Below are 25,722 nucleotides of genomic sequence, written 5' to 3' on the forward strand. Positions count from 1 at the left end.
GCACGAACCTTAGTGCATAAAGGAGTCAATCACATGACCCGGACCTTCGGCAAGCTTTACGTAGTCCTTGCCATCGTGCACCATGCACCCATTGACCCAAACGCCATGGATGCCTGTGCCTGAACGCACCTTGCGCGCCCCGCCACCCGGCAGATCGTGCAAGGTTTCAAGTTTTGACATCCCAACCTCTTGGGGGTCAAACAACAACATGTCCGCAGGTGCTCCCTTGACCAATCGACCACGATTAGGGATCTTAAAACGATCTGCCGCATGACTCGTGAGGCGTCGAATGCCCTCTTCGAGAGAAAACTCACCTGTTTTTCGTACCCAATGTCCGAGGAAATGCAAACCAAAGGCCGCATCGCACATATAAATCAAATGCGCACCGGCATCAGACAGTGTGACGACAGAAGAAGAATGCTTGAGTAAGGGAGCAACACCCTCATCAATATGATTGAAAAATTTACCAATCACATGGTTTTTTAGATTCTCTTTGATGGCCAACTCAAAGAATGCATCAAGTGGATCCATTCCCCATTTTTTTCCCAACGTAACGAAGGTCATCCCCTCAAGCTCGACATGCTCAGGCATTGAGACCTCACCAACTTCGAGATAATTCCAGTCGCCGAGAAACAAAATACCAGGTTTGAGATGATTGAGATCATTTCTGAACTGCGCGCGGAATGCAGGATCCTTGTAAGCGCTCAGGATTTCCTCTGCGGGACGGTTTTTAACCCGATCAAAAGCAGAGTGACTATAAAGCGGATAAGGCTCCTCGAGCGTGAAATCAAATGACAAGGGCTGGCAACTCGACAAGATATAGACCTCGTTGCCACGCGCACGCGCCTGCTCGGCTTTTTCATAATACGTGATGGCTAAATCGGGAGTCGCTGGGTTGTACATTGACAGAACAGTCGAAATAAAAGCAGGTCGACCACTATTAGCCGCGACTTTTTCAATGACCTCGGGCGTCGCACGCGCGCCCGTCGCCATCATGAATACACCCCGATCAAACTCCTTCATCACACCAGACAACGCTAATAATTCCTCTTCGGTCGCGATGGTCGAGGGCATGGGGATGCCGCCATAGCCGCTATGGTTAGGCGAAAAAGAAGAGGCAAAACCAATCGCACCGGCTTGCATAGCCTCGCGCACCAATTGACACATCGCCTCAAGCTCTTGAGGGGTCGGCGTCACTTTATGCGAACCCGCCTCACCCATGACAGCCGTACGCACCACCGAGTGACCTGCAAATAGAGCCGTATTCAGATAAGGCTTTGTTGCCCGTAACTGATCCATATACTCTTTGAAGGTTTCAAAATTCCAGTTGATGCCGTTCAGCAAAGAATTGAGATCCATCCCCTCGACAACAGAGAGATTCTTCATCATGGTTTCACGATGCTCTGCTGGACATGGCGTAATACCAAAACCACAGTTTCCCATCACAACAGTCGTCACACCTAAAGCAGGAGATGGCGACAGCGTAGGATCCCAAGTCACTTGAGCATCAAAGTGCGTGTGCAAATCGACGATCCCAGGCATCAAGGACAAGCCCTTGGCATCGACCTCTTGTTTTGCCGCACCGGTTACACCACCGATTTCAGCGACAACACCGTTTTGAATGGCCACATCCGCGATGACGCCTGGATTTCCCAGTCCATCGAACACCTGAGCTTGTCTGATGATTAAATCGTACATGCAATATCCCCTTTTATATTTTTTAGTACCAATTTTTTGATCAATGGCAGACTACACAATACCCTTCGTCTTGAGCGAAGTGATCTCATCCTGTGATTTTTTTAATACTGACAGCAAAATTTCGTCTGTATGTTGACCCAAAGCCGGTGGGGGAATCTCATGCTTGATCGGCGTATCGGAAAACTTCATCGGACTGCCGACCAATGGCACCGTACCAGCCACGGCATGCGGGAGTTCAATTTTCATGCCCCGCGCCAAGACCTGAGGTTCCTCGAATACTTGGGCAATATTATTAATCGGACCATTCGCAACGCCGGCTTCATCCAGCATCTTGACCCATTCACGGGTCGAACGCTTAAGAAAAATATCATTCAAAATATTAGTGATCGCTTCACGATTTTTTACGCGCGCGCCGTTTGTGGAATACAACGGATCTTTGGAAAGATGTACGCAATCAGCAATTTCGCAAAACTTATTAAATAAATTGTCATTTCCACAGGCTAAAATCAATGCACCGTCAGCAGTTTTAAAGGTCTGATAGGGAACGATATTGGGATGCGCATTACCGATTGCCTTAGGCGGCTCACCAGTCGCGAAATAGTTCATTGCCTGATTCGCGAGAAAGGCCACACAGGAATCGAGCAAAGAAACATCAATCCATTGTCCCTTGCCGGTCACTGCGCGGTGCGCGATCGCGGCACAAATAGCGATGCTTGCATACATCCCCGTTGTCAGGTCGATAATCGGCACGCCGACACGCTGTGGCCCGCCACCCGGCAGGTCATCGCGCTCGCCAGTGATGCTCATCAAGCCACCCATGCCTTGAGCCATGAAGTCATACCCTGGGCGGTCCTTTTCGGGACCCGTTTGACCAAAACCAGTCACTGAACAGTAAATGACGGCAGGGTTGATGGCTTTGATATCCTCGTAGCCGAGTCCGTAGCGCGCAAGATCACCCACTTTATAGTTTTCAAGGATCACATCAACGTTTTTTGCGAGCTCGCGAACCAGCTCTTGCCCTTCGGGCTTGGAGATATCAATCGTGATAGAGCGTTTGCCGCGATTGGCCGCACAAAAATAAGCCGACTCGCGTGTCGTATTGCCCTGCTCATCCTTGAGAAAAGGTGGCGCAAAGGCGCGGGAATCGTCGCCTTTTAGAGGGCGTTCAACCTTGATGACATCCGCACCTAAATCAGCGAGATTTTGAGCAGCCCACGGCGCTGCGAGTACGCGAGATAAATCGAGAACTTTGATGTGCGAAAGTGGACCAGACATATTTGAATTCCAATTCATTTAGACAGTTTTGTATTGTAGAGCGTTATAAATATCAAGATCTCTTACCCAAAAGGAGCAGATGACAGGAATTGTGAGGTACGAACCTAAGGTTCAACCCTAGAATCCGGCTTGAGTAAAAACTCTCAGAAAAGTCATCATGGTAATCACACAGTTCTTTGCAACGTATCAATTTGACTTTCCAAGGTTCGAACACCATGCGGCTCAAACTTGTGACGAGTTTCAAGCGCTCTCTTCCCACATACCCGGAACGCGAAACAAAAATCTCTTTTTGCGCGACAAAAAAGGGATCCGCCACCTTCTTGTCATTGTTCCACCCTATCTGACTGTCGATCTGGTCTCCCTTAGCAAAATTCTAGGCATTAAACGTTTGGGGTTCGCCTCAAAAGAACGCTTAAAAAAATTTCTGAGCGTGAGCTCTGGTAGTCTCAGTGTATTGAGCCTCATGAATGACACGCTTAACAACGTAGAGCTCGTGATAGACCGATCCATCTGGCATGCTGAAGCTATTCAAGCCCATCCGCACATCAACACTCAGACGGTCATTATCTCGAAGTCCGAACTTGAAAGATTTCTTTTAAAGACCCGGCATCAACCCACGATTATTGATATACCGGGAAGCCCGAGTGCGCTAGAAGCCCTCGGGACTTAACTGAAAAATCATAAACTCAAGCTTACTGATCGAGCTTGATGTTGAACTCTTTTGTAACACGCTGCCATTTGGCTAACTCAGCGCGCCGAAACTCTTCGAGCTGCTGTGGTGAGGATGCAATGATTTCACCACTAAACGCATCGATACCGGCTTTGACCGAAGGTTGCTGCATGACTTTAACCAGTGCCTTGTTGAGCCGATCAATGACGGCTGACGGTGTGCCTCCGGGAGCGAAGATCGCATTCCACTCATAGCTTGAGTAACCCTTGACACCACTTTCGGCGATCGTGGGTACGTCCGGTAAAACAGCAGAACGCTTGTCACCGCCCGAGGCGATCACATTCAGTTTGCCAGCTTTGATCTGTGGCAGAGCCGTACCGACCGTTGCGAAGGCCAAAGGTACTTGCCCAGACATCACGTCCGTAATGGCTAAGCTACCTCCTTTGTAATGGACCGACTCCAGATGGGTCCCAGCCAGGGCGTTAAATAACGCTCCAGCCAAATGTTGGGCGCTTCCCGCACCCGAGGTCGCATAATGTACGACCGGTGCCTTAGGAGTCGTCAGCTTAATAAGCTCCTGAACCGTTTTTACGGGAAAGTTGGGGCTCGACACCAAAATATTTGGGACGCGCTGCAACAACATCACTGAAGAAAAGTCTTTGAGGGTATCGAACTGCATCTTACGCAGCGCAGGATTTTGCGTATGGTTGGCGGCGTCCAGCATGATGGTGTAGCCGTCCGGAGCCGCCTTAGCGACATAGGCTGCGCCAATCATCCCGCCCGCACCACCGCGATTGTCCACAATCACGTTTTGCCCGAGTTCTTTAGCCAGCTCAGGTGCGATCAAACGAGCAACTCGATCAGCCGTTCCGCCCGGAGGGTACGTCACGACCAACGTCACGCTACGATCCGGATAGGCGGCATGCGCCAAAGTCGTGCCAAGCAACAGGGCAGCAGCAAGCAAAGTACGAGAAAAATTTAAACGCATTTTTAGTCTCCAAAATTGCATATTTAGCCTGTAACTGTAAACCATCGCTACAATCCTCGCATAATAATTCCGAGGGGACTCTAAAATGGATTTACTGCAAGGCATCAATTCGCGTCAAAGTATTCGGGCCTTTAAATCAACCCCAGTCCCAGAGACGCTGCTCAGAGAGGTTTTACAAGCCGCGGGACGCAGTCCCTCCTATAAAAACACCCAACCCTGGGAGGTTTCCATCGTCACCGGTGCGAAACGTGACGCCTTGGCCGAAGTGCTTTTTAAGCTTGCCAGCGACAACACACCTCCCAAGTACGATTTTCCTGCCCCAGAATCCTGGCCCGCCGCCCTTGATTTTCGCTCCAAAGATCACGGCACGCGCCGTTTTAACGCGCTCGGCATTGGTCGCGACGACCAAAAATTACGAAATGATTTACGTCTGCAAAATTTTAAATTTTTTGGTGCGCCGTGTGCGGCCTTCTTTTTTATGGATGCGTCCCTGGAGCATTGGTCCACGCTGGACATGGGATTATTCCTTCAGTCCTTTACTCTCGCAGCGCACGGGGCCGGACTAGGCACCTGTATGCAGGCCTCCGTTTCGGGCTATCCAGATGCCATCCGTCAATGTTTAGAAATCCCCTCCAGCAAAAAACTCATCGTGTCGATGTCTCTGGGTTATCCAGATATGGAAGCCCCCATCAATAGCTATCAAAGTACAAGAATGGACGTCGACGAATTTACAACATGGCATCGCTAACTCGCTGTGAGCGAGGCATGACACGGATACTTAAAAACCCCTCAGGCAAACCGAGCATTAAGCTGCTCCTGCACGTAAGCCAGCGCTTCGACATCAGCGGACTTCATATCCATATCGAATAGATTGGCCTGATGGGCCTGAGGACTGCGATCGCCGCACGCCTCTTCGACCACGATGACTCTGAAATTATGCGCAAAAGCATCTGACACGGCACCGCGCACACAACCAGACGTAGAGATGCCGCACACAACAATCGTGTCGATGCCGTCGTAGCGCAAAAATGACTCGAGTGGAGTACCAAAAAAACAAGAGGGTTTATTTTTGAGGACAATGCGATCCATCGGACGCGGTGCATACGCTTCTGGCCATTGATCCGCACGCGGATCGCTGTGGTACTGAAACGCATCAGGATTGGCTAGTTTGTAATTCCAGACACCTCGATAGGTGGGGTGGCTGCGATCATCGCGACGGCTGTAATAAATCGGCAAATCAAGCGCGCGAAACTGTTGAGTCAATGCCGTGACAGCATCGGTGACGGAGGTCATATCCCGTCCACACATCGAATAAGAAGGATCGACGAACATATACGTCGTATCTACGTTGAGCAGAGCCACACGCGCGCCCATGCCGATGCGCTCTCCAAAACCACCCTTTTTGTAGGTTTCAAGTTCCGCATCAGGCACATAACCACGCCATTTTTCCAACTTATCCATCTGAATATCCTCTTTCTTTTAACTTCTTAGTAAACTGCAACAAGGTGTTTTAACATCAAGCCTATTCATCATAAAAGAAAAGACAAACTCACATGACGATGCTCAAACCAAATTCTCTTAAAGCAGCCCTTTACAACAAACAAATTCAATTAGGACTGTGGTGTGCGTTATCAAGCAGCTACTCGACTGAAATTGTGGCGAGTTCTGGATATGACTGGCTCACACTTGACATGGAGCATTCCCCCAATGATATGCATACTGTCTTGACTCAAATTCAAATGCTTGGAGGCTACAACTTAGAGCCTGCCGTGCGCCTGGTTAAATTTGACAAAGATTTAGTCAAACAATATCTGGATATGGGCGTGCGCACCCTTATTTTGCCCAACGTAGAATCCGCTGACCAAGCGCAGGAAATTGTCCGCTCAACACGCTACCCACATCGCGGCATTCGAGGTGTCGCCGGTCAACAGCGTGCCAATCGCTGGGGACGCGTTGCCAACTATGCGCAAAACGCAGACGAACAACTCTGCGTACTCGTTCAAATCGAATCCGCTGATGGTGTGAAATATTTTGATTCGATCATTCGTGTTGAAGGCGTCGATGGTGCCTTCATTGGCCCCAACGACATGGCTGCTAGCATGGGGTTTCTGGGTCAGCAACATCATCCTGAGGTACAAAAAGCCATCCAGTCGCTGCCTGCGATTGCCGCCAAACACGGCAAGTCAATCGGCATCCTTGCAGCCAACGAAGCCGATGCGCACCGCTATATCGAATGGGGCTACAAAATGGTCGGGCTAGGTTCAGATCAAGGCTTGCTGGCCAAAGCCAGCGATACCTTGCTCTCCAACTGCCGTCAATTTGTCAGTGGCCGCAGTGCGTAAGCGTCACACACTTACTCAGCATCACTGAGATGCATCTAAGACGACCTTGTCACGCACAAGGTCGTTGATTTCTCCATCTTTAAATCCAAACTCTCTCAAGACTTGAACCGTATGCTCGCCTAATTCAGGGGCAGGTAGAACGGCAGTGCGAGGCAGCTCAGAAAACTTGATCGGAAATCCGACGCCTTTCACGAGACCCGCCTTGGGGTGCACGGACTCCACCACCATTTCTCGAGCAATGGCCTGAGGATGACTGAAGGCCTCTTCGATCGTATGGACGGGCCCTGCAGGCACACCCGTCGCATCAAAAATCACGATCCACTCCGCAGTCGTCTTTTTACGTAATTCAGACTCAATTAAACCCTCAAGTGCCTCACGATTGGCCAAACGAATCGTATTGGTCTCAAAACGAGGATCGGTCTTCCACTCGGGATGCCCTAGCGTCTCCGCGACACGCTCCCAGTTGGCTTGATTTGCACCACCAATGTTCAGGTAACCATTCGCTGTTTTAAACGCCTGATAGGGTGCGGTCAAAGGATGCGCCGATCCGCCTGGGCCTGCTGAAATACCTGTCGCAAAAAACATGGCGGCTTGCCAATACGTTTGCTGCATCGCCGCTTCCATCAAAGATGTATCGACCACCTGGCCCTGCCCGGTTTTGCCACGATGCACCAATGCGGCCAAGATGCCCACGCACGCCAAAATACCGGCATTGATATCAGACACCGGATTTCCCGTCTTAGCGGGAGGACCGCCTGGGTGACCTGTGATACTCATCAATCCACTGAAACCTTGCGCAATCAGGTCAAAGCCACCCTTGTCGGCCAAAGGTCCCGTTCGACCATAGCCCGACACCACGCTATAGATCAAACCAGGATTGAGCTGTCTTAGGGTTTCATAGCCAACGCCGAGTTTTTCCAGCGTGCCGCGGCGATAGTTCTCAGTCAGCACATCGGCCTTGAGCACCATGCGCTTGAGAACGTCTGCGCCTTTGGGACTTTTAAGATCGAGCGCCACACCGCGCTTATTGCGATTCAACACCAGAAATGGTGCGGATACACCATTGATACGGGGATCTTGATAGCCCCGCGAGTCATCGCCTTTTGGGATTTTCTCAATCTTGATGACATCGGCGCCCATATCGGCCAACATCATTCCGCAGGTAGGACCCGCCATGATCTGTGAAAGCTCAAGAACACAAACGCCCGCGAGCGGCCCCGTGGGCATGGGGAAAGACTTCTCTGTTTGACTCATTGCGCTCAACTCAACTCGATGTGAAAAAATAACTGACAACGTTTTTAATCAAACAACCTAGCGTCCTACAAATTTAGGCGTTTGTTTAGCTAAAAATGATTTGTAGCCAATGCGGAAATCTTCGGTATCAAAGCACTCGAAACATTCCTCACGCTCTTTATCCGTCAAGGGGGTGTCGTCTTTGAGACGACGAGCAAATTGCTTGTGCCAACGCGCAACCAAAGGTGCACCTGCAGCAATGCGCTGCGCGGTCGCGAGCGCTTCTGCCGCGACTTGATCATCGGCCACTACGCGCGAAACGAGTCCGATGCGCAAGGCTTCTTGTGCATCAAAAATACGCCCTTCAAGCAAGATCTCAAGTGCTTTTGAAGCGCCGATCAGGGAGGCAATCGGCTCCATTTCGTCATAGGCCATCACCAAACCCAAATTTTTGATCGGTGCGCCAAAGCGACTTGAGGTCCCGCAAATCCGCATATCGGCCAAGGCGGCGATCTCCATGCCACCACCCACGCAAATACCGTGAATTTGCGCGACGATCGGATGACGACAACTCTTTATTTTTTTAACCGTCTGATGCATAAAGTGTCCGTACTCAGTCGCCTGAGCCTTGTTGGAACGCTGCGTTTCAAACTCACTGATGTCATTACCAGGAGAAAAGGCTTTTTCTCCGGCACCGCGCAATATGATGCAACGCACATCGTCCTGCGCGGACAAGGCGACAATCGTATCGCCTAGCTCGCCCCACAGGGGCTTGGTCATCGCATTGAGCTTTTCTGGACGATTAATCGTCAAGGTCACGATATCGTCAGCACGGGACTGCAACAAAAGTTCAGACATGATCAATCAAACTCCAATTAGTTATAAAAATAATTGACTAAACCCATACCTGTAATAGGCACGTAGGTTACAAGCATCAACACGGCAAACAGAACGCCGATGAAATAAATATTGACGCGCGTGGTTTCCCATACGCTGCATTTCGCGATCGAACTCGCCACCATCAAGACACTCGCGACTGGCGGCGTCTGCTGACCGATACCAAGATTAATCGTGACGATCAAGCCGAAATGCACGGGATCAATGCCAACCGCTAAAACAAGAGGCATCACCACAGGCACCACTAAGATAATCGCTGCTGCGGAGTGCAAGAAAACGCCTAAGAAAAGAAAAAGTACATTCAGCAAGGCAAGCACGGCGTACTTATTGGAAGTGAACTCGGACACATGTGCCGCCAGTTGCTGTGGGGCGGAGGCCTCGGTCAAATATGTTCCAAGCAAACCGCTGGCCGCAACAAGTAGCATCACGGTGGCGGTCTGCACCCCACCTTCTATGACAGACGCTTTTAAGTGCGCCCAGTCGAGTTCGCGGTAAATCACCAAACCAATAAAGAGTGCCGCCACCACTGCGAGTGCTGCACCCTCGGTCGCAGTCACCACGCCACCAAAAATACCCCCCAAAATAATGAAAGGTAGCAACAATGCCCATCCGGCACCGAGCATCGCCTTCCACACCCTTCGGCCAGAAAACTTGTCTTCGATCGGCAAGTTATAGCGTTTAGCGAGAAAGTAAGACAGCACCATCATGCCCAAACCGCCAATCAGACCAGGAATGATACCCGCGACAAAGAGCTTCACAACAGAAGTTTCGGCCATGACCGCATAGAGAATCATCGGAATCGAAGGTGGAATAATCACCGCCAACGTCGCCGACGATGATGTCACCGCAGCACTAAATGCCGCGGAGTAACCCTTACGTTTCATCTCTGGAATCAAAACCGAGCCTATCGCAGCGACGTCAGCGACCGCAGAACCAGAGATCTCGGCAAAGAACAAGGAAGTACCAATATTGACATGCGCCAAGCCGCCGCGGATCCAACCAAACAGCGCAGAAGCCAACTCGACAAGACGATGTGAAATCCCTGAGGAGTTCATGATGGCGCCAGCCAGAATGAACAAAGGTATCGCCAACAAAGGAAAATTCGTGGCGCTTTGATACATCACAACCGGCAGGTTGGGCATGATGTCCGGACCACTTGAGAGCACCATCGCAATCGTCGCGACGACCCCCAAGGAAACAGCGATCGGGACATTGATAAAGACAAGCGCTAAGACAGCGCCGAAAATCAAGATAATGGTTTGCATGATGCGGCCTCAGTCCTGAATCGGTTTGATGACAAGATCATAAAGAGCCAGAAACTCTCCGATCAGAATCAGTAAAGCTGAGATCGGAATCACCGACTGAGCAACCGCCATCGACACATCCGGAAGACTCGACATAAAGTCAGTCGCCAGGATAGGCATAATATCCATGCCATACCAACCCAGCATGCCGAAAAAAACTATCACAATGATCTGTGAAAAGATACCTAGTGCGCGTCTGTATTTCGGCGCACACATGTCGATAATTTCCGGACAACCGATATGGGCTCGATTGAACGAGGCAAGTGCCGAGCCATAAAACGTTAGCCACGCCAACAATATGGAAGCCACCTCGTCGTACCACACCAGTGGCTGACCAATTGTCCGAAAAATGACGCCCAAAGTCACCTCGACAAACAAGGTCACCATCAACACACTGACCACTAGCGTTAGAAAATGACCATAGGCGGTGCGGAGCCGCCCGAAGTCCGAAGGCATCGTTGCCGCTTGAGACATGATTGAACACTCCTGTTAAATGGATAAAGAGAAAGGGCGCCCATCACAGGCGCCCTCATCAGGCCTTAACGAAGTGAATTAACCTTGTTGATCAAGACTGGAGCACCGTTGACCTCTTTACCGAAATCAGCATAAATCTGTTTGCTAGCCTCGACAAATGCCTTTTTATCTACATCATTAGAAGCAGTCCTGCCACTCGCGGTGATTTTTGCGAGCAACTCGTTATCGCCTTTAGCACCCATCTCGTAGGCATAATCTTGCACCTCGATCGCGGTTTCCTCCAAAATCTTGCGCACATCAGCTGGCAGCTTTTCCCACTTGCGTGAGCCCGCAGTCAAGTAAGCAGGGACGTATACATGACCCGACATCGAGATATATTTCTGTGCTTCGTTTAGCTTAGAGGAGTAAATCTGCGTCAATGGATTTTCTTGACCATCCATCACACCTGTTTGCAGGGCGGTGAACAGTTCGGAAAACTTCATCGGGCTTGGATTGGCGCCGTAATCTTGGAACATGCGCACGCGCCACTTGCCTTCAGGCACGCGCAACTTGATCCCCTTGAGATCCTCAGGTTTGACGATGGGTTTTTTGTTGTTGGTGATATGTCGATAACCGTTTTCCCAGACTCCGATCACGCGCAAACCTTTTTTCTCGGCGGCAGGAACGAGTGTGGGCCAAACGACCTCTTTCGAAATACGCTTCATGTGCTCGCGATCCTGCACAAGATAAGGCAATTCAAAAATACCGAACAAATCCGACTCCGAACTCATGACACTCGAAGGAATCGAGAGATCGAGTGTGCCGAGCTTGAGTTTCTGAACCATTTCTTTGTCGCCACCGAGTTGGCTTGAACCAAAGATCACGACTTTGGCCTTGTTGCCAAGTTTCGCATTCGCACGCTTGGCAAACTCTGTCGCCGTCAAATCATATAAAGAGCCAGGCGCACTTACGTGTCCAAGCTTGATCTCGATCGGTTGCTGCTGCGCAAGCGCCTGAAAAGATGCACCCATGCCAGCCGTTCCGAGCGCAGCACATAGCAAACCTGCATTGAAAGAACGTCGTGTGATGAAACTATTTGTTTTTTTGCTCATCGTTGTCTCCTTAGCCCTACCTGATGTTGGATTACATATATTTAATAAACCGCCTTTGCCTCATTTGTTAATAACACACTCACTTTTACACTAAAAATAGATGAATGAGAAATCCTACCTATATGCCAATACTGGTAAACCATTAGGCAATACGGTTGTCACTTACGTGGCCAGCCGGTACATTGAAGGGCGTTACTACTTTGATCTGGGACCTATGTCATGACTGCGTCAAAATCACAAAAATTCGGTATGAATCCAGTGCGCCGGTTGTTAGTCGGTGCTTCCTTAGCCGCCTCTATTGCCTTGACCGCTTCTTGGTCGACAGTTTCCTTTTCTCAGGAAATCAAAGACCTTTCGATCGCGCTGTCGACGCCTGTGACAACGGTTGACCCCCATTTCCATAATCTGACGCCCAACAACGCAATGGCTGCCCATGTCTTTGAGACCTTGGTCAAAACGGATGCGGCGCTTAAAACTTACCCCGGATTGGCTGAGTCTTGGAAAGCCTTATCCGACACCGAGTGGGAATTTAAACTCCGCAAAGGTGTGAAATGGCATAACGGCGAACCCTTCACCGCACAAGACGTTGCTGCCACGATTAAACGCATTCCTAACGTGCCGAATAGCCCGGCTTCCTTCGCTGTGTTTGTCCGCGCGATTACTGACGTCAACATTGTCGATGATCACACCATCCGTTTCAAAACTAAGACACCCTATCCTCTGCTGCCCTCCGATATGGTGTCCGTTGCGATTGTGCCCAAAGCGATCGCAGAAACAGCCAAGACCGAGGATTTCAATTCTGGCAAAGCGATGATCGGTACAGGTCCATTCCGTTTTCAACAGTATGTCTCGGGCGACCGTGTCATCATCACACGCAACAATGACTACTGGGGCGATAAGCCCGACTGGGACAAGGTCACCTTTCGCATCATTACAAGTGCTCCTGCTCGCGTCGCGGCCTTGCTTTCTGGTGATGTACACATGATCGAGGGCGTACCGACTGCGGATGCTGCCAAACTCAAGAAAGATAAGCGCGTCGAGGTGTCCAATGCTGTCTCGAATCGCATGATTTATCTGCACATGGACAGTGATCGCAAAACAAACACGCCGTTCGTGACTACGGCTGATGGCAAACCTCTCGAGGCAAACCCTTTTACAGATGCGCGCGTTCGCCGTGCTCTGAGCAAGATGATTGACCGAAACGTGATTGTTTCGCGCGTCATGGAAGATCAGGCGATTCCTGCCGGTCAGTTGCTAGACGAAGTGTTTTTTGGTACGAGCAAAAAACTCAAACCCGATGCCTACGACCCAGCTGGTGCTAAAAAACTGATGGCCGAAGCAGGCTACCCGAATGGTTTTGGTGTGACCCTGCATTCACCCAACAACCGCTACATCAACGATGGCGCGACTGCTCAAGCCGTGGCACAGTTTTTGTCACGCAATGGCATTCCGACCAAAGTCGACACCATGCCCTCCAATATCTTCTTTTCACGCGCCAGTAAAATGGAGTTCTCCTTCATTTTGGCGGGTTGGGGTGCCGCTTCGGGTGACACTTCTTCCCCTCTGCGCGCCTTACTCGCCACCAATGATCCAAAGGCTGGCATGGGCGGTGCAAATCGGGGACGGTTCTCAAGCCCCGAGTTAGATTCACTCATTGCGCAAGCGGTTGTGATTATCGATGACGAAAAGCGTGATGCCGCCTTGGCGCTTGCCAGCGAAAAAGCCATCGAACTCATGGGTCTGATTCCTCTGCACTATGAAGTCAGTACTTGGGCTTCACGCAAAGGCGTTACGTACCCAGGTCGTGCGGATCAATCCACACTGGCTCACGACGTTAAACGTGCCAAATAATTGACGCCCAACGTTTCACCTCACCAACAAAGGACTTGTAACCAGTGACCGCTTTTATCCTTCGTCGTTTGGCACAGTCCTTGTTGGTGTTGTTTGTTACGTCAATTTTGGTGTTCGGGGGTCTTTATCTTGTTGGAGATCCCATTGAGATTTTGGTCCATCCTGAGGCGGATCAAATTGAGAAAGAGCGCGCTCGGGTCGCGCTTGGTCTCGATAAGCCCGTCGTCGAGCAATACTACCTGTTTCTCAAAGGGGCCCTGACCGGCAACCTCGGCAACTCTTTTGTTTACGCAAAACCTGCGCTGGAAATCATCTTCGAAAGAATGCCCGCCACCATGGAGCTCGCCGTTCTGGCGATGGTGATTTCGGTGTTTCTCGGCATACCGCTTGGTCTTTATGCCGGACTGAGGCCAAACTCTCCCTTTTCTAGAATCATCATGACGAGTTCGATCGTCGGCTTTTCTTTACCGACTTTCTGGGTGGGCTTACTCCTGATCCTGTTTTTTGCTGTCACCTTGGGATGGTTACCCTCGACAGGCCGTGGTCCCACCACCGATGTTTTTGGCCTGCAATTATCAATATTTAGCTGGGAAGGTCTCAAATACGCATTTCTCCCTGCGCTGAACTTGGCGCTTTTAAAACTCGCGCTGATTATCCGGCTGACTCGAGCCCAGACCCGCGAGCAAAGCCTGCTTGACTACATCAAATTCGCGCGCGCCAAAGGGCTCAAATCGAGCCGTGTGGTCGGTGTTCATCTGTTGAAAAACATCCTCATCCCGCTGGTCACTGTCATTGGACTGGAACTAGGCTCTGTGATTGCTTACGCAATCGTGACCGAAACAATTTTTGCGTGGCCTGGCATGGGCAAGCTTGTCATCGACTCCATTTTCCAATTGGATCGTCCCGTAGTCGTGGCTTACCTTCTGGTCGTGGTCGCGATGTACATCATTATTAATTTGGTGGTTGATATTCTTTACTCTCTTTTAGACCCAAGAGTACGCATTGCGGAGCAAAACTGATGAGCGAAGCTATTATCCCGGTCATCAAGGTGCAAACGCCTTTCAAGCGTTTATGTTCGCAATTCGCCGAAAGTCCTGTCGCGATGGTCGGTCTTGTGATGTTGGTCGTGGTCATGTTCACTGCGCTCTTTGCGCCTTGGATCTCACCCCAAAACCCGTATGATCTCGCGTCTCTGGACCTGATGGATGCACGTCTGGCACCTGGAGAAAAAGGCCTGAACGGACAGACCTATCTGCTGGGTACGGACGGTCAAGGTCGGGATATGGTTTCAGCCATCTTTTACGGGTTGCGCGTTTCTCTCTATGTCGGCTTGACCAGCGGCATCATTGCGCTCGTGATCGGTAGCGTTCTAGGCGTGTTGGCTGCGCACTTGGGTGGTCGCTTCGAGCAAGTCATCATGCGCCTGGTGGATATTCAGCTTGGTTTTCCCGCCATTTTGGTTGCGTTGGTCCTGCTCGCCGTCCTAGGCAAAGGGGTGGACAAAATCATCATTGCTTTGGTCAGCGTCCAATGGGCCTACTATGCGCGTACCGCTCGATCGGCCGCCTTGGTCGAACGCGGCAAAGAATATGTCGAAGCCGCCCGCTCCCTGGGTTTAAAGGGCTCACGCATTGTCTTGCGTCACCTGCTCCCCAATGCCATGGCGCCACTCATCGTCGTGGGGACTGTCCAAGTCGCGCATGCGATCGCACTCGAAGCCACCCTCTCCTTTTTAGGCTTAGGTTTGCCAGCGACCGAGCCCTCACTCGGCTTGTTAATCTCTAATGGTTACGAATATCTGCTTTCCGGTAAATACTGGATCAGCGTCTACCCCGGTATTGCACTTCTCCTGACGATTTTGGCGATCAATTTAGTCGGTGACCAAATGCGTGACATCTTGAATCCGAGGTTGTCACGATGAGCGCGCTTTTAACAGTCAAAGGTCTTCGTACGGAGTTCGCCACGAGGGACGGCATTCTTCCGGCTGTTGCGGACGTATCGTTCGAACTCAAGCGTGGTGAAGTGCTTGGTTTAGTCGGTGAATCAGGCTCTGGCAAGTCTGTGACGGGCTTCTCCATCATGGGGCTCGTGGATGCCCCTGGAAAAATTGCAAGTGGCAGCATCGTTTTTGACGGTCAAGAACTTGTCGGTGCCGATGATGAAACACTCCGACGCCTGCGTGGACGTCGAATCGCCATGATCTTTCAAGATCCAATGATGACGCTCAATCCTGTGTTGACCGTGGAAACGCAGATGATCGAAACCGTGCTCGCGCACGAGTCCGTCAGACGAGCCGTCGCGCGTGAACGCTGTGTCGAAGTATTGGGTAAAGTCGGCATCGCCTCGCCAAGCGAGCGTCTGGGTCAGTATCCCCATCAGTTTTCAGGCGGGATGCGGCAACGCGTCGCAATCGCGATCGCCATGCTGCATAAACCTGATTTGATTATCGCGGATGAACCCACTACGGCTCTCGATGTCACCGTACAAGGTCAGATCCTATATGAAATGCAACAACTCGTCAGTCAGTCTGGTACGGCGCTCATCTGGATTACGCACGATTTGGCTGTTGTCGCAGGGTTGGCCGATAAAATTGCCGTGATGTATGCCGGTCGTATCGTCGAACAAGGACCAGCCGAAGATGTGCTAAATGATCCGACACATCCCTACTCCCGTGGTTTGCTCGACTCGGTACCCGCCACCACGATACCAGGACAGCGGCTGCGACAGATTCCAGGCTCGACTCCTTCGATCATGCAACTAGGAGCGGGCTGTGCTTTCGAGGCACGCTGCACGCATGTCACCCCGGCATGCGCACTAATGCCAGAGATGGTTGCGATCGGCTCGCGTACGACTCGCTGTTGGAATCCTATCGTTCAGCAGCCTTCCACGGCTTCCTCGGAGAGCGCAGCGTGACCGAATTATTAGCTTTTGATCGAGTCTCAAAACGCTTCGGCAAAAAACTCGATATTTTTGAAAAAATCGCCAATGTCTTTGGTTCAAATATAAAAGAACAGACTGTCCATGCCGTGGACAACGTGACCTTTACGATCAACCAAGGCGAAGTGGTCGGACTCGTAGGCGAATCCGGATGTGGCAAGTCAACGCTAGGTCGCCTAGGATGCGGACTCCATACGCCCACTGAGGGCACAGTACGTTATCGCGGTCAGCCGCTCGAAAGCGAAAGTGGCGTGCGTCGCCCCGTACAACTGATTTTTCAAGATCCCTTCGCCTCACTCAATCCGCGCATGCGCGTCATCGATATTGTCGGTGAAGCACCCCGCGTGCATGGCCTTGTCGATCGCGCGCAACAGAGTGAATATACTGCCGCGATGCTGACTCGCGTCGGACTTGATCCAACTTACATGCAACGCTACCCACATCAATTTTCAGGGGGGCAGCGTGCCCGGATCGGTATCGCCCGTGCCTTGGCTGTCAAACCTGAGTTTCTGGTGTGTGACGAGGCCGTCGCGGCTCTCGATGTATCGATTCAAGCGCAAGTCCTCAACTTATTCATGGATCTACGTGATGAGCTGGGTCTGACCTATCTTTTTATCAGTCACGACCTGGGCGTCGTCAGACACTTGTCCAACCGTGTCGTGGTGATGTACCTGGGTCGGGTGGCAGAAATCGCCCCAACGGAAGAGTTATTTGCCGCGCCGAATCATCCCTATACGCAAGCTCTGCTCGAGGAAATTCCCAGGATCGACAGAAAGCATCGTACCTTTGTACCGATTAGGGGTGAGATTCCCTCTCCCCTCGCCCCGCCGCCAGGCTGCCATTTCCATCCACGCTGCCCCAAAGCAATGCCGCGATGCTCCGTCGAAGCACCCTTGCTGAGAGAAATCAGTCCCGGCAGGCACTCCGCCTGCCATCTCAACGATCCCAACTAATCTAAATCTCTTTCAAAAAGTTACAAAATGAAACTACCCTACCCGATCGAAATCCAAGCGCCCGACATCAGCGCGTGGGAAAACGGCAACACGGGTGTCCCCTACGTGTGGAGCTTTGATTCAGGTCGACCTGGTCCACATGTCATGGTTCAGGCGCTGACGCATGGCAACGAGTTTTGTGGTGCGATTGCCATGGACTGGTTTCTACGCCAACAAGTCAAACCTCTTGTCGGTCGTCTGACGATCGCCTTTGCAAACGTTCTTGCCTACGCCCGCTGGGATCCAGAAAAACCAAGTGCGAGTCGTTACATCGACGAGGACTTTAACCGTGTCTGGGGCGATGATGTGTTGTTCGGCTCACGTGACTCTGCGGAGCTACGCCGTGCACGCGTCCTTCAGCCTTTTGTTGATGCTGCGGACTATTTACTCGATATTCATTCTATGTCCGAGCCCTGTGCTCCGATCATGGTGTGTGGCGCGACCGGTCAGGGTGGAGAAAAAAGTGCTGCGCTGTCAAAACGCCTGGGCATTCCTGAGTATCTGTTGATCGATACGGGACATCCTGCTGGTCTGAGGATGATTGAACGTGGAGGTTTTGGAAAACCCGATGACCCACGCACTGGCATCTTGATCGAGTGTGGTCAACACTGGGAAAAGTCTTCTGCGGATGTTGCGAACGACACCTTGCTGCGCTTTTTGCGACTCTTTGATATGGTGGACGATGCTTTTGTCAAGCCTGCGTTACGCCTACCCGTATGCACTCATCAACGCATCGTGCGCGTGACCGAAGCCGTTGTCGCCAAGTCTACGGGATTCCGTTTCAACAAGGACTTCAAGGGCTTGGAAGTCGTGCCTAAAAAAGGCGACATCGTGGCGACGGATGGAGAACATACCATTCGCGTGCCCTACGACAACACCGTGTTAGTGATGCCCTCAACCTCGAATGTCAAGGTCGGTTCAACGACCGTTCGTTTTGGGCAATTTGAGGACTGATTAGGTCTCTGCATGTATGACCCCACTCAACAAAAAGGCGATGCTAGCATCGCCTTTTTGTTATCCGAGCGGATGTGATTAGAAACTCAACGATTAATTGTCAATTTTAATGTTTCGATCCTTAATGATTTTGCTCCAAGTATCGGACTCTTTAGCAATGTACTTAGCCAAATCATCTCTGGAACCAGGCTCAAGCGTCAGCCCGTGAGAGTGCAATGCAGCGGTCACTTCCTTGTCCGTAATCACTTTGACGATTTCCTGATTCCAACGATCTAAAATCGCAGGAGATGTTTTGGAGGATGCGACGAAGGCATACCAATTTCTCGCATCAAATCCTGGATATCCCGACTCGGCAATCGTAGGGATATCAGGAAAGATATCAGCACGGGTATCACCTGTCACGGCCAAAGGAATCAACTTACCCGAACGGATGTGGGGTGCTGCCGAAGGCAATGCGGAGTAGTACACCGTCACACGATTACCGATGACATCAACAGTCGCCGCACCGCCACCCTTGTAAGGGACGTGCACAATATCCACGCCCGCGCGCTGATTAAACAACTCTCCCTGGAGATGGGATGCAGAGCCTGCTCCCGTCGATGCGTAGGTGAGTTTGCCAGGTTCTTTTTTGGCGCGATCCACCAAGTCTTTCAGCGTTTTAATGCCAGAATCCGGAGACACTAACAGCACATTTGGAAAACTACCACCCATTGCGAGTGGAGCCAAATCCTTGACAGGGTCGTAAGGGATTTTCATCAAATGTGAAGCAATGGACAGGGGGCCAATCGAGCCCAGCAAAATGACCGATCCATCAGAGGGGCCATTCGCCACTAACGCAGTCACGATATTGCCACCCGCGCCCGGTTTGTTATCAACAACAATTTTTTGTCCAATATTTTCTGAAAGCTTTTTGCCAATAATACGCGCGGCGATGTCATTCGCACCCCCTGGAGGGAAGCCGACATACAACGTCACGGCCTTAGTGGGTGGAAACTCTTGGGCCAAGGCAACAGCACCTAGGCTGCTCAGCAACACGGCACTCGTCAGAGCCGCAAGTGTTTGTTTAATTTTCATTAATTTCTCTAAGAAGGGATGAAGAATGATTGGTAGATATCTTAGCGCCGATATGCAGTTGACGGCGCGCCTTGGCTAATTCGTACTGTTTTTGACGCTCACGTGCGCGCTTTTTTTGCTCATCGTCTCCCTTGGCAAAACAGCGCGGGCAACTCACACCCTTTTCAAACTCGGAAGACTGCATCGCACCGTCAGGCAGAGGATCGCGACAATTGTGACAGAGCTGACGTCCAGAACGCTGGAGAGAATGATCGACAGACACACGATCATCAAAAACGAAACACTCGCCCCTCCATTGGCTTTGCTCCGGAGGAATTTCCTCGAGGTATTTGAGAATCCCCCCTTCGAGGTGATAGACCTCGTCAAAACCCTTGGCACGCATGAGCGCAGTGGATTTTTCACAGCGAATTCCACCCGTGCAAAACATGGCGACCTTAGGTTTTTTACCGGTTTTTTCCGCGAGAACCTCAGCCTGCTCCACCCATTGCACGAGCTGCGTGAAAGTTTTGATCTTGGGATCGATCGCACCCTCAAAGGTCCCCAGTTCGACCTCGTAATCATTGCGTGTATCGATCAACACCACAGACGGATCACGAATCAGTGCATTCCAATCCTGCGGTTTCACGTAAGTCCCAGCCATCACTGCTGGACTAATTCCGGGTATTCCTAGCGTCACGATCTCTTTTTTGAGACGGACTTTCATACGGTGAAATGGAGGCAAATCAGACCAGGACTCTTTGTGCTGCAAGGCAGCAAATTTCGGGTCGGAACGAAGATACCGCAATACGGCATGAACATCAGCCGGAGCGCCCGCAATCGTACTGTTTATCCCTTCGCGCGCCAACAGAATCATGCCTTTCACATTTTGCTGTTCACAATGCTCGAGAAGAGCTTGCTTTCGGTCAATAAAGTCAGGCAGATCCACAAACAAGTAGAACGCTGCGGTTAAATAGGTAGATGTTGGCATAGAGTGATTGTGCCTTTTTGGCCTGCATCAGTAAAGTCAATCGCTTGTCAATACGCTTATTGATCCTGCGTATGCTAGGGAAGATCCTCTCAAGATTTTTGACTCGACGCCGCCCCATTATGCTAAAAAGAAATCCCCTTTAGGAGCTTGGATAAAATCAATGAAGAAGTTACAAACTCTACTTGGCATTGCCACCCTCACTTTATCGGTAAGCGTTTTTGCTCAAGCCTACCCTAACAAACCCATTACGCTCGTGATTCCTTTCGCAGCGGGCAGCGGCACAGATGGTGTCGCCCGTAACGTTGCACAGAAATTGTCAGAGCGCCTCAAGCAGACAGTTATTGTTGAAAATAAAGCCGGCGCAAGCGCACAGATCGCCGCCCAGTATGTGGCCAAAGCAGCACCCGATGGCTACACGCTCTTCATGACAACCAACACCTCGCACTCAGCGAACCCATGGATGTTTAAAACCCTCAGCTACGATCCGATCAAGGACTTCACCCCGATCGCTCGTGTCGGTGAGTTGCCTTTCGCCATGGCGATCAATCCAAAACTGCCTGTCAATAACTTGCAGGAATTGATTGACTATGCGAAAAAGAATCCAGGCAAGCTCTCTTATGCAACGCCAAACAGCACCTCCATGGTGACGATGGAAACGATTAAACGTATTGCAGGCCTTGATATTGTCGGTATTCCATACAAAGCCAGCCCCCAAGCGATGACAGATCTCATCTCAGGCCAGGTCCAGGTGTATGTCGTGGACTTAGGTTCAGGTATGGGTGCGCTCAAGTCTGATCGTGTGCGCACGCTCGCCGTCACAACAGCCAAAGGTTCACAAAGCTTTCCCACCGTACCCTCCATCGCAAGTACTGTGAAGGGCTTTGATCTGACCTCCTGGAATGGTATTTTTGGACCTGCCAACTTGCCACGTCCAATCGTGGACAAACTCAATACTGAACTGCAAGCTGTATTTGCTGACAAAGACTTTCAGCAAAAACTTGCCGCAACCGGATTTGAGCTCGATCCAACAAAAACTCCCGAAGAGTTTGCCAAATACGTGGAATTTCAACTCAAGCATTGGGGCGAGATGCTGCGCGGTGCGGGTGTCAAACCTGAATAAAAAGGAAATACCGGCATCATGACCTCAAAATATCTGATCAAGGAGGCGAGCGTTCAACCCTACTCGCCTGCCAATCATCATGAAACCAGCAATCGTCGACTGATTGGTGCCGACAATGTCGGCGCCAAACATATCGAAGTCGTCTTGGGAACCATTGCGCGCGGGGGTGGTGCCCTACCTCACGCGCATCCGGGGCTTGAACAGGTCTGTTACTTGCTCGCGGGCTCAGCACATGTCGAAGTCGACGGTGAAGCCTTTGAGATGGAGGTCGGAGATACTTGTTTTTTCCCGGCCGACAAGATGCATGTCTTTTCTGTGACAAGTGCCGAGCCTGCCCGAGTATTAGTCATGTACGGCCCACCTTATGGTGAACATCCCGAGCGTGTCAGACGATAACGTACTGATCTTTTTTGTAGATGAAAAAAGCCGCCTTTCAATCAAGGCGGCTTTTTTTATTTTGAAACAGTTTATTTTGAAACAGCGCAGTGACCACCGCTCGAAGGCTTTCCTGAGCCAGCCGCGATTAAGGGCGGCTCATTACGCAGATCTACAGGGGGGGACACCGCGATATCCCAAACCAGAAACGAAATCAAACACACCCAAAAAATCGTTTGATATTTTGTTGACGAGGGGATCATTTTTACCGACTCTTAGAATTGGTAGTGACGGCGGATACGCACACCGATCAATGTGCCTGCAAATGCCAGAGGCACCCAGATCCAACCGTGCACGCTACCTGTTGAGATCCCGCTGAGCATGGCACCAATGTTGCAACCAAACGCCAGACGCGAGCTATAGCCCATCAGAAAACCTGCCACTAAACCAACCATCCACTGCGTGGAGGTCAAAGGTTTACTGTCGGAAGAGGCGCGTGCCGAAATCCATAGAGCGCCACCTAAGATACCAATGTTGGTGATGGACGTAATGTCCATCAACACCATTTCATTGAGACGCTGGGCATTGCCCGCCTGACTCCAAAATGCATTCGCTGCAGGATCAAATAAACCCGCAGCATTCACAATCTTTGCGGCCCACAGACCAAAACCATACACCACGCCCCAAGGCTGACCTGCGATGATCAAGTTAAGCGCGGCGAGGATGGACAACGCAAGTGCACCGATCAGCCATTTGCGATCCCACCATGTTTTCCCCTGACCGACCCACAACCTGACCGCCAGGGCCATGATTGCCAAACCAAGCAAGGTGATCAATATGGCCTGCGAACTACCAAATTTTGTTACCAAACCGATGGGCTCGATTTGACCCAGTTTGAGCCAATCACCGACTTGCACGGAGCCTAAAAAGCTCCCCAGCGCAAAGAGCGGCAAAATACCCATGTTGAGTGGGATACCGAGACCCGCTTTGTACAAGGTACCAGACCCGCAACCATCGGCAATCTGCATGGTCAGCCCGAACACAAAGGCACCAACGAGCAAGCTGATACTTGGAGGACCCAGTGCTGCAGTCAACTCGGGATATTGTCCAAGCAAGGTCAGAGAAAACACTGAAGCCAAGGCAAGCAAGACTAACTGTCCCATCACGCCTCTTGGGTCTCGCTGCTCAATCAGTTGACGCCACCCCGTCGTAAACCCAAACCGAGCCCCTGCCAAGGCAGCCCCCATACCAAGACCAACCGCAAACAACGCGGCTTGACGAATGGACACTGTCCAAGCCAAAAAAATAAAGAACAAAAACAGCAATACACTCAGGGGGAGGCGTTTCATATTAGTGTGTTGCTTGGCTGAAGCTTATTTTTGAATAAAACTTATTTATTAGCGAGCTTCAACTGGGCATCGATGTACAACTGCTTTAAACGGTTGGGCACGTTATCCATGGGGAGCGCACCCTCAGCCTGTGTCCAGTCAACCATGGAGCCGGCATAAAGCTTCACGTTTTTCTGGCCGACTAACTCAGACAAGACAAACCAGTTTGTAGCGGCCCAGTGACCTGTATTACAAAAAGAGACCGTTTCTTGGTCTAATTTAACAGGAGTTGAAGAGACCAGCTTTTTTGCTTCGCCCGCGGAAACAACCGAGGAGCTGTTTGGCTCAAACCACTTGGAATGCTCAACGTTGATTGCGCCTTTAAGCGTGCCAGGTACTTTGGCAGCGGTATGGCGGGTCGAACCATCAAAAAATGCAACAGGACGCGCATCGACCAACTGAGCTTGACCCGCGTTAACCTTAGCCACAACCTCTTCGCGTGTCGCAATCATATTTTGATTGATTGTTGGAACAAAAGAACTGGCCGTCGCAGTGGCAGGCTTGTTGTCCAAGGAAAAACCCGCTGCTTGCCAAGACTTGAGACCACCATTCAAGATGGAGAGGTGTTGCAGACCCAATACTTTGAGTGTCCAGTACACGCGTGCAGCCGCACCAAAATCGGTATCGTCTTTACCCGAGGACGTCACGATGACATGGGTGTCAGGCGTCAAACCCAAACGTTGCACGAGTTTGGTCAAGTTTGCTTGCGCAGGAAGCTCACCTGGGTTGCTCGCAGGACCACGCCACGTCCCATAAGGCGCATTCAAGGCCCCAAGAATATGACCTTCGGCATAAGACTTTGGATCGCGAATATCGAGGATGACCGTATTGGGTGCGCTCAGACCTGCTTGTACAGCTTGCGCGGATAAAAGAGGTTCGGCTGCAAACGCATGAACAGACAGCAGTAAACCCAAGAAATATGCAGCTATTTTTTTCATGACCGAAAATGCCTGTGAAAAATGGTTGAGGAGCACATTTTGCACCTAGGCTCCCTAAAGCTAAAGTACATATTTCCTATCTTTATATAACCAAAAAGAATATAGAGTCAAAATAAAGGCAGTATTGGCAAAACATTCTACCAATCAATCGCCTGCCCTTTGTAGTCAATAAAAAAAGCACCTTGATGCGCCTGATCTAAACCCAGCACGTCCAACGCTTGCAACAAACCACTCGCAGACTCAAAGGGGGTCAAAATCCCCTCTTGACCTACAAAGGGCTTAGTGAGGTTTGATTGCACGGTGCCTGGCTGTAGAGCGGCAATCACTGCAGACGGATTTTTACGGGCAAACTCAATCGCCGCTGACTGTAGAAACATATTGACCGCAGCCTTAGAGGCACGGTAACCATACCAGCCCCCTTTTTTATTGTCGGCAATACTCCCGACGCGTGCGGAAAGCTTGGCATAAATCGCGCGCCCCGAAACCAAGCGCGGCAAGAAATGTTTCAGTAACAAAGCCGGCCCAATCGCATTGACTTGAAAACTCCGCATCAAGTGCGCTGAGTCTAACGCGCCCAAATGCTTTTCAGGACCCTTGCCATCGATCGTCAAGGCGCCCGTCGCATCCACGATCAGCGCAAAAGGACCTCGCTGACTCACCTGCGTGGATACCTGAATTATCGATGCTTCGTTTTCCAAGGCAAACTCAGGGAAATGCACGCGTGAAACTTCAACAACCTCGGCACAATTGGGATCGCTTCGCAGAACCGAAACAAAACCAGAACCAATCGCGCCGGTCGCACCAATCACCAGCGCGCGATAGCCCTCTCCCAGACTTTTCATTCAGGTAGACGCGCTTTTGATTTTAATTTGAGCCTAAGTGCCGCCTGTGAAAGCAAATGTGCACTGACAGGCGCGGTCACAAACACGAACAAGGTAATGATCAACTCGTGAATCAACACGCTCTCGTTCAACGCATAGACCATAGAGGCGAGTAAGACACCCCCCACGCCTAGCGTCGAAGACTTGGTTGGGGCATGCAGTCGCATAAAAAATTCAGGCAAGCGAACAAGACCAATCGAACCCATCAGGATAAAAAAAGCTCCGATCAACAACAATACAGAGGTTATGACTTCAAGCATGATCGTCTCCAGT

At 50.9% G+C, this 25,722-nt stretch carries 26 protein-coding genes; 11 read left to right on the forward strand and 15 right to left on the reverse strand.

All coding sequences use genetic code 11. The features are described 5' to 3' along the window. Positions 1-9 precede the first annotated feature (9 nt). Both AC8GE9_RS08650 and AC8GE9_RS08655 read right to left on the reverse strand, forming a co-directional pair. Positions 10-1,698, reverse strand: a complete 1,689-nt coding sequence (locus AC8GE9_RS08650; RefSeq protein ID WP_506676750.1) for an N-acyl-D-amino-acid deacylase family protein — start codon at positions 1,696-1,698, stop codon at positions 10-12. Positions 1,699-1,749: 51 nt separating this feature from the next. Continuing rightward, positions 1,750-2,973 (reverse strand): CaiB/BaiF CoA transferase family protein, encoded by a 1,224-nt coding sequence (locus tag AC8GE9_RS08655; RefSeq protein WP_506676751.1) that lies wholly within the window; start codon positions 2,971-2,973, stop codon positions 1,750-1,752. A 157-nt stretch (positions 2,974-3,130) separates the two neighbouring features. On the opposite strand from AC8GE9_RS08655, the gene AC8GE9_RS08660 reads away from it, so the two are divergent. Next, positions 3,131-3,643 (forward strand): YbaK/EbsC family protein, encoded by a 513-nt coding sequence (locus tag AC8GE9_RS08660; protein ID WP_506676752.1) that lies wholly within the window; start codon positions 3,131-3,133, stop codon positions 3,641-3,643. A gap of 22 nt (positions 3,644-3,665) precedes the next feature. Here the strand turns inward: AC8GE9_RS08660 and AC8GE9_RS08665 are convergent, their stop codons facing one another. Beyond that, entirely contained in the window at positions 3,666-4,631 is a 966-nt protein-coding gene (locus tag AC8GE9_RS08665) for a tripartite tricarboxylate transporter substrate binding protein (protein WP_506676753.1), read from the reverse strand. An 85-nt stretch (positions 4,632-4,716) separates the two neighbouring features. Between AC8GE9_RS08665 and AC8GE9_RS08670 the strand changes: the two genes are divergently transcribed. Then, positions 4,717-5,379, forward strand: a complete 663-nt coding sequence (locus tag AC8GE9_RS08670; RefSeq protein ID WP_506676754.1) for a nitroreductase — start codon at positions 4,717-4,719, stop codon at positions 5,377-5,379. 41 nt (positions 5,380-5,420) lie between these two features. Here AC8GE9_RS08670 and AC8GE9_RS08675 read toward each other — a convergent pair whose 3' ends face one another. Beyond that, positions 5,421-6,092, reverse strand: a complete 672-nt coding sequence (locus AC8GE9_RS08675; protein ID WP_506676755.1) for an isochorismatase family protein — start codon at positions 6,090-6,092, stop codon at positions 5,421-5,423. Positions 6,093-6,184: 92 nt separating this feature from the next. On the opposite strand from AC8GE9_RS08675, the gene AC8GE9_RS08680 reads away from it, so the two are divergent. Next, positions 6,185-6,973, forward strand: coding sequence for an HpcH/HpaI aldolase family protein (locus tag AC8GE9_RS08680; RefSeq protein ID WP_506676756.1), 789 nt, complete (start codon positions 6,185-6,187; stop codon positions 6,971-6,973). A 21-nt stretch (positions 6,974-6,994) separates the two neighbouring features. Here AC8GE9_RS08680 and AC8GE9_RS08685 read toward each other — a convergent pair whose 3' ends face one another. The 5 genes from AC8GE9_RS08685 to AC8GE9_RS08705 form a co-directional block, all read right to left on the reverse strand. Next, positions 6,995-8,227: a CaiB/BaiF CoA transferase family protein gene (locus AC8GE9_RS08685; protein ID WP_506676757.1), complete on the reverse strand. Its 1,233-nt coding sequence runs from the start codon at positions 8,225-8,227 to the stop codon at positions 6,995-6,997. Positions 8,228-8,284: 57 nt separating this feature from the next. Further along, positions 8,285-9,064: an enoyl-CoA hydratase/isomerase family protein gene (locus AC8GE9_RS08690; RefSeq protein WP_506676758.1), complete on the reverse strand. Its 780-nt coding sequence runs from the start codon at positions 9,062-9,064 to the stop codon at positions 8,285-8,287. 17 nt (positions 9,065-9,081) lie between these two features. Further along, entirely contained in the window at positions 9,082-10,368 is a 1,287-nt protein-coding gene (locus AC8GE9_RS08695; protein WP_506676759.1) for a TRAP transporter large permease, read from the reverse strand. A 9-nt stretch (positions 10,369-10,377) separates the two neighbouring features. Beyond that, complete coding sequence (locus tag AC8GE9_RS08700; protein WP_506676761.1) at positions 10,378-10,881, reverse strand: TRAP transporter small permease; 504 nt, start codon at positions 10,879-10,881, stop codon at positions 10,378-10,380. A 65-nt stretch (positions 10,882-10,946) separates the two neighbouring features. Continuing rightward, a complete protein-coding gene (locus AC8GE9_RS08705) occupies positions 10,947-11,972 on the reverse strand; it encodes a TRAP transporter substrate-binding protein (protein WP_506676762.1) in 1,026 nt (341 codons plus the stop codon). 219 nt (positions 11,973-12,191) lie between these two features. Here AC8GE9_RS08705 and AC8GE9_RS08710 point away from each other — a divergent pair, with 219 nt between their 5' ends. From AC8GE9_RS08710 to AC8GE9_RS08735, 6 genes are read left to right on the forward strand one after another with little or no spacing between them, the layout of a single operon-like run. Further along, a complete protein-coding gene (locus AC8GE9_RS08710; protein WP_506676763.1) occupies positions 12,192-13,823 on the forward strand; it encodes an ABC transporter substrate-binding protein in 1,632 nt (543 codons plus the stop codon). Between the two features lie 44 nt (positions 13,824-13,867). Continuing rightward, positions 13,868-14,842, forward strand: coding sequence for an ABC transporter permease (locus tag AC8GE9_RS08715; RefSeq protein ID WP_506676764.1), 975 nt, complete (start codon positions 13,868-13,870; stop codon positions 14,840-14,842). Continuing rightward, positions 14,842-15,744 (forward strand): ABC transporter permease, encoded by a 903-nt coding sequence (locus AC8GE9_RS08720; RefSeq protein ID WP_506676765.1) that lies wholly within the window; start codon positions 14,842-14,844, stop codon positions 15,742-15,744. Before AC8GE9_RS08715 ends, AC8GE9_RS08720 begins: the two co-directional genes overlap by 1 nt. Continuing rightward, positions 15,741-16,736, forward strand: coding sequence for an ABC transporter ATP-binding protein (locus AC8GE9_RS08725; RefSeq protein WP_506676766.1), 996 nt, complete (start codon positions 15,741-15,743; stop codon positions 16,734-16,736). Before AC8GE9_RS08720 ends, AC8GE9_RS08725 begins: the two co-directional genes overlap by 4 nt. Then, positions 16,733-17,713, forward strand: coding sequence for an ABC transporter ATP-binding protein (locus tag AC8GE9_RS08730; RefSeq protein ID WP_506676767.1), 981 nt, complete (start codon positions 16,733-16,735; stop codon positions 17,711-17,713). The genes AC8GE9_RS08725 and AC8GE9_RS08730 overlap by 4 nt, the downstream gene beginning before the upstream one ends. 27 nt (positions 17,714-17,740) lie before the next feature. Then, on the forward strand, positions 17,741-18,706 hold the full coding sequence (locus AC8GE9_RS08735) for a M14 family metallopeptidase (RefSeq protein ID WP_506676768.1): 966 nt from the start codon (positions 17,741-17,743) through the stop codon (positions 18,704-18,706). 93 nt (positions 18,707-18,799) lie between these two features. Here the strand turns inward: AC8GE9_RS08735 and AC8GE9_RS08740 are convergent, their stop codons facing one another. Both AC8GE9_RS08740 and trhO read right to left on the reverse strand, forming a co-directional pair. After that, positions 18,800-19,780 (reverse strand): Bug family tripartite tricarboxylate transporter substrate binding protein, encoded by a 981-nt coding sequence (locus tag AC8GE9_RS08740; RefSeq protein ID WP_506676769.1) that lies wholly within the window; start codon positions 19,778-19,780, stop codon positions 18,800-18,802. Continuing rightward, positions 19,770-20,747 carry an oxygen-dependent tRNA uridine(34) hydroxylase TrhO gene (gene trhO, locus AC8GE9_RS08745; protein ID WP_506676770.1) on the reverse strand — a complete coding sequence of 326 codons (978 nt, stop codon included), beginning with the start codon at positions 20,745-20,747 and terminating at the stop codon, positions 19,770-19,772. Before trhO ends, AC8GE9_RS08740 begins: the two co-directional genes overlap by 11 nt. A 160-nt stretch (positions 20,748-20,907) precedes the next feature. Here trhO and AC8GE9_RS08750 point away from each other — a divergent pair, with 160 nt between their 5' ends. Beyond that, positions 20,908-21,867, forward strand: a complete 960-nt coding sequence (locus tag AC8GE9_RS08750; protein ID WP_506676771.1) for a Bug family tripartite tricarboxylate transporter substrate binding protein — start codon at positions 20,908-20,910, stop codon at positions 21,865-21,867. A gap of 18 nt (positions 21,868-21,885) precedes the next feature. Beyond that, positions 21,886-22,263: a cupin domain-containing protein gene (locus AC8GE9_RS08755; protein WP_506676772.1), complete on the forward strand. Its 378-nt coding sequence runs from the start codon at positions 21,886-21,888 to the stop codon at positions 22,261-22,263. A gap of 254 nt (positions 22,264-22,517) precedes the next feature. Here AC8GE9_RS08755 and AC8GE9_RS08760 read toward each other — a convergent pair whose 3' ends face one another. The 4 genes from AC8GE9_RS08760 to AC8GE9_RS08775 all read right to left on the reverse strand — a co-directional run bounded on the left by AC8GE9_RS08760 (position 22,518) and on the right by AC8GE9_RS08775 (position 25,709). Beyond that, positions 22,518-23,591: a YeeE/YedE thiosulfate transporter family protein gene (locus AC8GE9_RS08760; RefSeq protein WP_506676773.1), complete on the reverse strand. Its 1,074-nt coding sequence runs from the start codon at positions 23,589-23,591 to the stop codon at positions 22,518-22,520. Between the two features lie 41 nt (positions 23,592-23,632). Further along, a complete protein-coding gene (locus tag AC8GE9_RS08765; RefSeq protein ID WP_506676774.1) occupies positions 23,633-24,568 on the reverse strand; it encodes a sulfurtransferase in 936 nt (311 codons plus the stop codon). A 137-nt stretch (positions 24,569-24,705) separates the two neighbouring features. Further along, positions 24,706-25,410 carry an SDR family NAD(P)-dependent oxidoreductase gene (locus AC8GE9_RS08770; protein WP_506676775.1) on the reverse strand — a complete coding sequence of 235 codons (705 nt, stop codon included), beginning with the start codon at positions 25,408-25,410 and terminating at the stop codon, positions 24,706-24,708. Next, positions 25,407-25,709 carry a Na+/H+ antiporter subunit G gene (locus AC8GE9_RS08775; RefSeq protein WP_506676776.1) on the reverse strand — a complete coding sequence of 101 codons (303 nt, stop codon included), beginning with the start codon at positions 25,707-25,709 and terminating at the stop codon, positions 25,407-25,409. Before AC8GE9_RS08775 ends, AC8GE9_RS08770 begins: the two co-directional genes overlap by 4 nt. Between the last annotated feature and the right edge of the window lie 13 nt (positions 25,710-25,722).

Origin of the sequence: Zwartia lucis (assembly GCF_965234455.1) — a bacterium.
In the GTDB taxonomy this organism is placed as follows: domain Bacteria; phylum Pseudomonadota; class Gammaproteobacteria; order Burkholderiales; family Burkholderiaceae_B; genus Zwartia; species Zwartia lucis.